Raw genomic sequence first — 7,322 nt, 5'->3', positions numbered from 1 at the left:
CTACTGATAAAGATGGGAAGATTTCTGTTTCTGATTTGCGTCCGGGAGACTATCAGTTCATTGAAATGAAAGCTCCAACTGGCTATGATTTAAACGTTAAACCAATTCCTTTCACAATTACGAAAGGACAAACTCAAGTTACCTCTGTTACAGCTTTAAATAGTTTAACAACAGGTTCAATTGAGTTAACTAAAGTTGATATTGATCACCATGGAACACTTGAAGGTGCCATTTTCAATATTTTAGACCAAGATGGAAACGTCATCCGAGAAGGTTTAAAAACAGATCAACAAGGAAAAGTAATCATAAATGATTTGAAACCTGGTAATTATCAATTAGTAGAAACAAAGGCTCCTAAAGGCTATCAATTAGATGCATCACCAATAAACTTTACAATTGATAAAGCCCAAGCTACGCCACTACAAATTACAGTTTCAAATAAAAAGATTGAATCTTCTTCAGGTGGAGATGACAAGCCCGTTACTACGCCAAATAAAGAAGAAAACAAAGGCACTGAAACATCTGAAAAACACGAAAACGGAACTTCCGAAGAAACATCGAATGAAACAGATAACAAACAGCAAGATGATCGAAATACGGATAAGCACCTTCCAAATACAGGTCATAAAGAAGATCCTACACAAACAGTAGGTATCGTTCTTCTACTAGCTGGATTATTAAGTATTTTAGCTAAAAAACGCAAAAAAAATTATTAATAATTTTTTCACACCCAATCAATCTCTCAATTGATTGGGTGTTTTTTTATACAAAAAGGACGATACATAAAGTATCGTCCTTTTAACGGGGTGAGGCTGCCCAAAAGTACGGAAAACCTTTGAACAGCCTCGTATTTTCATATGGATGCCTTACATATATCACTGATAATAATTATGAAATGCGGAAACATAATTACCATCAACTGATTCAAACATGAGGAATGAAACCCTACAGTGGTTCCATTCCTCTACATAATCTAAAGTTTGGGTACACTAGATTCATGCAATGTAGGGGCTTTCAGAGTAGAAAGCGAACCTTCGTTTAAAATGATAGCATACATATCTCCCTCAAAAATATGCAAATATGCATATATTGTTTTTATTTCTCAATGTCAGAATATTGAAAAATAAAAGACGCAAAGGTAAAATAAAGTCATTATCCGTCTTCTTTTGTCAGTCAGAGAGAATAGAAGAATAGGAGAGGAAAAAATGAGCAAATCATTGAAACAAAAAATAGTAAGCTCTTTGCTTGCTATATCACTTGCTGTTAGCTTAGCTCCAATTGGGCAAGCAAAAGCGGATTCCACTTCAGAAGTTCCACAAACTCCATCTATTACAAAACAAATTGATCCAAACCGCGCCATTGAACATGTTCGTTTCTTATCTGAAACAATTGGGCCTCGACCCGGTGGAACAAAATCCGAAGAATGGGCTTCTCGTTACATTGGTATGCAGCTTAAATCAATGGGTTATGACGTAGAATATCAGCCATTTCAGGTGCCCGATCAATACGTTGGATTCATTGAATCACCACTATCAACAAAACGTAATTGGCAAGCTGGTGCTGCTCCTAATGCACTAATATCTACAGAAGCTATTACAGCTCCCCTTATCTTTGTTCAAGGTGGGACAAAATTAGAAGATATTCCAAATGAAGTAAACGGTAAAATTGTTTTATTTGAAAGAGGAACGACAGTTACAGATTATAATAAACAAGTTGAAAATGCTGTTAGCAAAGGTGCAAAAGGTGTTCTTTTATACAGTTTAATTGGCGGACGCGGAAATTATGGACAAACCTTCAATCCCCGCCTAACGAAAAAGCAATCTATCCCTGTCTTTGGTCTTGCTTATGCGCAAGGAAATGCATTTAAAGAAGAAATCGCTAAAAAAGAGACAACAATTCTTTCCCTAAAAGCGAGACATGAATCTAAATTAACATCTCTAAATGTTATCGCAAAAAAGAAACCAAAAAAGAGTACGGGTAATGAAAAAGCAGTCGTTGTAAGCTCGCACTATGATAGTGTTGTTGGAGCACCTGGCGCAAATGATAATGCTTCTGGAACTGGATTAGTATTAGAACTAGCTCGTGCTTTTCAAAATGTAGAAACTGATAAAGAAATTCGCTTTATTACCTTTGGTTCTGAAGAAACTGGATTACTTGGTTCGGATTATTACGTTAATAGTCTATCCCAAAAAGAACGTGACCGTATTTTAGGCGTCTTTAATGCTGATATGGTTGCAACAAATTATGATAAAGCAAAGAATTTATACGCTATGACACCTGATGGCTCTACAAACTTTGTAACAGATGCTGCCTTGCAAGCAGGTAAACAATTAAATAATGACCTCGTTCTTCAAGGGAAATTTGGCTCCAGTGATCACGTACCGTTTGCTGAAGCTGGTATTCCTGCTGCTCTATTTATTTGGATGGGTGTCGATAGTTGGAATCCATTAATCTATCATATCGAGAAGGTATACCATACACCCCAAGATAACGTATTAGAAAACATTTCACCTGAACGAATGAAAATGGCATTAGACGTTATCGGAACAGGAGTTTATAACTCGCTTCAAAAACCTATTACTCAAACTGAGCAGAAAGCTGCTTAATCAATAAAAGACCACTGATTTTTATCAGTGGTCTTTTATTGAGAAAAAATATATATGCATAAAAGCATATTTTATCCTACTCATTATCGTATACAATATTAACTGTAACAACACCGATTACAACTAATAAGGAGGCTTTTTCTATTATGAAAAAAATGATTTTAGTAGGTGCGTTAACTTTAGCAGGAATTACCGGAGCTACCGCGTTTATTCCTGAAACAAAAGTCGCTGCTGCCGCTCAAGAACAAAGCTTTACAAAATTTTATTCTTTGCAAACTGGAGGTAGTTCTGAACAAGAACCTATTTCCCTTCAAAAAGGACAAGAACTAACAATTCATCCTAACAGCAAAACTCCTAGTTACAGTGTTTATGACTCAAATCATAACCTTATTGGGCGTTATTCTGATGGTTACGGCCGAATTTTCACTGCAAAAACAGATGGAAATATGTATGTTCAATTTCATGCACCTTACGTTTACTATAGTCCTGTTAGTTTTTCTGTTACTTATACAATCCAATAAAATAAGGGGCCTTTCTCAGAGGCCCTTTATTTTGCTTCCCAATTCACTTTTACAAAACCATCTTTCACCATTAAACCACTTATATTGAATACATACTTTTCATTTGCTTTTAATGTAGCTTTAAAAGTACCTTTTTTCGATTCACAAATCTCCTTTAATTCCTTTATCCCTTCTCCTTGTCTTTCATACAAGCTAAAGCATAAGTTACCACGCTTTGCATCTGTTTCATAAGAAAATGTTACTTCTGTATCTTTTGCATACTCAAGTTCAATATCTTTCCCAGCAATATCCCATGATGAGAATTTTGCCTCGTAACTTGTCTCCCCTTTCTTCTCATTTTCTAAATATATATCACCAGCTCTCCACATATCATCTAACGTTTGAACGAAAGCAAAGCCGCTAAGTAATACAAACATCGCACTTGCAAATATAACAACTAATGTTACCTTTTGCTTTTTCATACCCTTCATCGTATATTCTCCTTCTACTTTCCGGCTATTTCTGCGTGTCATATATAACAAAACTCCAATAAAAAATGGCAATATAATCGCTATAACACTCCACCACTTACTTATTCCACGCGTTTTCGCATCTGTATATACCCATGATGCTACACATACTAAAAGTGCTATAAAAGCCAAAAACATTGTAATCCCAGCTATCTCAAATACTACAAATGGATTAGCGAACCCTATCATGTAATTTATACTCCTTCTTTAAAAATGCCTGTATGACAACATATATAGGAATGTATATGTGCATCATAATAACTATCGTTATAATGACAGATATTTTATGATCCAAATGACTAACAAACTGCTCTAGGGTGACTGTTAATACAATCATCCAAATAGCATGAATGAAAACAACCCATCTCTTTTCTAATTTTCGAGCATTTCGCACGCTCTGTTTCGTATGGTTTATTAGCTCTTCGTTAGGAACCATCTCTCCCGCTAAGCTACTTTTTATCTTCTGATCAAACTTATCTTCCGTCATAAACGAACCCCTCCAAATGTTCTCGAATTTGCTTCTTCGCATAATTAAGGCGGTATTTCACTGTACCAATCGGTATATTTAATATTTCACTCATTTCTTTATAAGAATATTGTTCATAATAGTAGAGTACGAGCACAGTTTTATACTTTTCATTCAATAACTGTATAACTTCCCGTATCATTTCCGCTTCCACTTTTTGAATACATTCTTCTGATATATTTACTTCATCTGCGAAATCTATTTCTCCACCATCTTCTTTATGAAACAAATCCAATATTCGATCTTTCCACCTTTTTTTCTTACGATAAAAATCATAAAACGTACGAACACAAATTGTAGCAATCCATTTTTTATAATTATCCACATAGGAAAGTTGATGCCTTGATGAAAAAACCTTTATCCACGTCTCTTGAAAAATATCTTCCGCATCTTCTTTCGTTTTCGCTAACTTATAGCATAAGGAATATATTTGCTGCTTATATATATCAATTAATTCTTCTACCTTTTCTTCCATCATAAGCCTCCTGTCATTTATATAAGACGACGCAAATTATCCTTTTGTTTGATAAAATTTTATTTTTTTATTATCTCCATACAAAAAGGCAATCACAACATCATGTGATTGCCTTTTATTTAAAAACGAAAGTCCGCTTCCGCTTTTCTTCATTGTCTAGCTCCAGCGGCTAGAATACTCGGTGGCTTCGCGCCTTCCTCCGAGGCAAAGTACGCCTCTCTGTCAGGAGCTCCATCCCCCTCCTATTCTGAACGAGCCGCTTCCGCTTTTCTTTATGTCCAGCTCTGCCTCCTAGCCCCTTCTGTCTAAGAACCTTCCCCACGAGAAGATAAAATGCATCTTCTGTGGGAAAGAACCTTAGCCTTCGGGACTAAACAGTCGGCTCCGCTTTTCTTCATTACATTTTTTCTGGTGCAGATACTCCTACGATTGCTAATGCATTTTGAAGCGTAGTGCGTACTGCTTTCATTAACTCGTAACGAGCTTTACTTAATTCTAAGTTATCTTGGTTTAATACTTTTTCTGCATTGTAGAAGCTGTGTAATGCTGCTGCTAATTCAAATGCATAGCTTGTAATGCGGTGTGGCAGACGTTTTTGTGCTGCATCCGCAACTACAGCTGGGAATTCACCAAGCTTTTTCAGTAACTCTACTTCTTTCTCAGAAGTAACAAGTTTGTAATTCACGTCTCCATCTGCAGCTAATCCTAACTCTTCACCTTGACGAAGGATACTGCATACACGAGCATGAGCATATTGTGCATAGTATACTGGGTTTTCATTAGATTTTGATACAGCTAAGTCCATATCGAAGTCCAAATGAGAATCACCACTACGCATTGCGAAGAAGTATCGCATTGCGTCCACGCCTACTTCTTCCATAAGCTCACGAAGTGTAACTGCTTTACCTGTACGCTTACTCATTTTCATTTTTTCACCATTTTGGTATAGTTGTACCATTTGGATGATTTCTACTTCAAGTGTTTCTTTATCGTAACCTAGCGCTTGAATAGCAGCTTTCATACGAGGAATGTAACCGTGGTGGTCAGCACCCCAAATGTTGATTAGCTTATCGAAACCACGCTCTAATTTATCGCGATGGTAAGCAATATCTGGCGTTAAGTATGTGTAAGAACCGTCATTTTTAATTAATACACGGTTTTTGTCATCACCGTAAGTCATTGAACGGAACCAAGTTGCTCCGCCTTCTTCAAAGATTTCGTCACGCTCTTTTAATACAGTAAGTGCAGCATCGATTTTTCCGTTTTTGTATAATGATGTTTCTGAGAACCATACATCAAATTTAACACGGAAGCTCTCTAAGTCTTTTTGAAGTTTTGCTAACTCATATTTCAAACCGTATGAACGGTAGAATTCATAGCTTTCTTCAGCATCAGCTTTTGCGTAACGATCGCCAAACTCTTCAGCTAAACGTTTACCGATTCCAATGATATCCGCACCATGGTAACCGTCTTCTGGCATTTCTTTATCTAAACCTAAAGCTTGCATGTAACGAGCTTCAACAGAAAGAGCTAAATTATGAATTTGGTTACCGGCATCATTAATGTAGTACTCACGAGATACATCGTATCCTGCTTTTGCTAATACGTTACATAAAGTGTCACCCACTGCCGCACCACGTGCATGTCCTAAGTGAAGGTCACCTGTTGGATTCGCAGATACGAACTCAACTTGTACTTTTTCACCTTTACCAGTGTTCGTTTCACCGTAAGCTTCACCAGCGTTTACGATTGTTGGAATTAAATCTGTTAAGTAGCTATTATCCATATAGAAGTTAATAAAACCAGGACCAGCGATTTCGATTTTTTCAATAGAAGCTTTTGCTTTATCGAAGTTTGCAACTAGTTCTTCTGCAATCATACGAGGTGCTTTTTTCGCAACGCGTGCAAGTTGCATTGCCATGTTTGTAGAGAAGTCACCATTTGTTTTATCTTTTGGAGATTCTAATACAACGTTTGGAATCTGTTCTTCTGTCGCTAATTCTGCCTTTAATACAGCAGCTTGAATTTCTTCTTTAATCAATCCTTTTACCTGTTCTAAGGAATTCATTATTTTGCCTCCTTCAAATTAATTGTAATTGTATATCTGCCAGCTTCTTGTTCACTTAGAAGCAATGCGTACGTTAAGAAGAGTTGTCCTTTTTTCTTTTCATCCGACCATTTAAAAAGAACGTTATCAGTTTTCGTTTGCAGTGCAAACGTACCAAGTTCACTCGTATACGTACCCGTTGTCCATTCACCTTTCACATGCGTCTGACGCATAGAAATAGCACCTGAACGCATAATGAGAACTTGTTCATCTTGAATTTTAATAATTGTTTTCACTTCGCCTTGTTCGTTCGGCTCCTGGAATGTTACATATGTACCTTGACCTTTTACATAGTATTGACCATTTGCTTCAAAAGCAACGGTTTCCTTCCTCGCCCCTTCACGGATTTCTGTTACGAAATGAACGTGTACCGGCAAGCCTGCAAGTTGTTTCTTCACGTCTTGCACACCTTTCAAATGTTATAGATATTAAATACTACTTATAATAAATCACTTTTCCTATCATATCAAAAAAAGACGCTGTCTGTCTGCTGAAAAATCAGGAAAACTCCATTTCAAAAAATAATTCCCTCCTACTTTATTTCATATGATAAAATATTTTTTAAATCTAAATATTCT

At 36.5% G+C, this 7,322-nt stretch carries 8 protein-coding genes; 3 read left to right on the top strand and 5 right to left on the bottom strand.

Annotation, left to right across the window (positions count from 1 at the left end):
* The 3 genes from MR167_RS13935 to MR167_RS13925 form a co-directional block, all read left to right on the top strand.
* Positions 1 to 716 (top strand): MSCRAMM family protein (locus MR167_RS13935; protein ID WP_242314833.1); only part of this gene is annotated, 716 nt, incomplete at its 5' end.
* Positions 717 to 1,205: 489 nt separating this feature from the next.
* A complete protein-coding gene (locus MR167_RS13930) occupies positions 1,206 to 2,606 on the top strand; it encodes a M28 family metallopeptidase (RefSeq protein WP_000045708.1) in 1,401 nt (466 codons plus the stop codon).
* A 146-nt stretch (positions 2,607 to 2,752) separates the two neighbouring features.
* Positions 2,753 to 3,127: a hypothetical protein gene (locus MR167_RS13925; RefSeq protein WP_016099332.1), complete on the top strand. Its 375-nt coding sequence runs from the start codon at positions 2,753 to 2,755 to the stop codon at positions 3,125 to 3,127.
* 26 nt (positions 3,128 to 3,153) lie between these two features.
* On the opposite strand, the gene MR167_RS13920 is transcribed toward MR167_RS13925, so the two are convergent.
* The 5 genes from MR167_RS13920 to MR167_RS13900 form a co-directional block, all read right to left on the bottom strand.
* Entirely contained in the window at positions 3,154 to 3,825 is a 672-nt protein-coding gene (locus tag MR167_RS13920; RefSeq protein WP_000578914.1) for an ABA4-like family protein, read from the bottom strand.
* Positions 3,809 to 4,123 (bottom strand): hypothetical protein, encoded by a 315-nt coding sequence (locus tag MR167_RS13915; RefSeq protein ID WP_000133816.1) that lies wholly within the window; start codon positions 4,121 to 4,123, stop codon positions 3,809 to 3,811. The genes MR167_RS13920 and MR167_RS13915 overlap by 17 nt, the downstream gene beginning before the upstream one ends.
* Positions 4,110 to 4,637 carry an RNA polymerase sigma factor gene (locus MR167_RS13910; RefSeq protein WP_000391648.1) on the bottom strand — a complete coding sequence of 176 codons (528 nt, stop codon included), beginning with the start codon at positions 4,635 to 4,637 and terminating at the stop codon, positions 4,110 to 4,112. The genes MR167_RS13915 and MR167_RS13910 overlap by 14 nt, the downstream gene beginning before the upstream one ends.
* A gap of 397 nt (positions 4,638 to 5,034) precedes the next feature.
* Positions 5,035 to 6,705, bottom strand: a complete 1,671-nt coding sequence (gene argS / locus MR167_RS13905) for an arginine--tRNA ligase (RefSeq protein WP_001086463.1) — start codon at positions 6,703 to 6,705, stop codon at positions 5,035 to 5,037.
* A complete protein-coding gene (locus MR167_RS13900; protein ID WP_000744343.1) occupies positions 6,705 to 7,142 on the bottom strand; it encodes a YwiB family protein in 438 nt (145 codons plus the stop codon). The genes argS and MR167_RS13900 overlap by 1 nt, the downstream gene beginning before the upstream one ends.
* Positions 7,143 to 7,322: the final 180 nt, after the last annotated feature.

Source organism: Bacillus cereus group sp. BfR-BA-01355, assembly GCF_022663675.1.
GTDB lineage: Bacteria > Bacillota > Bacilli > Bacillales > Bacillaceae_G > Bacillus_A > Bacillus_A thuringiensis_S.
The sequence above is the reverse complement of the archived record's forward strand: the minus strand, read 5'-3'. Positions and strand labels throughout refer to the sequence as shown.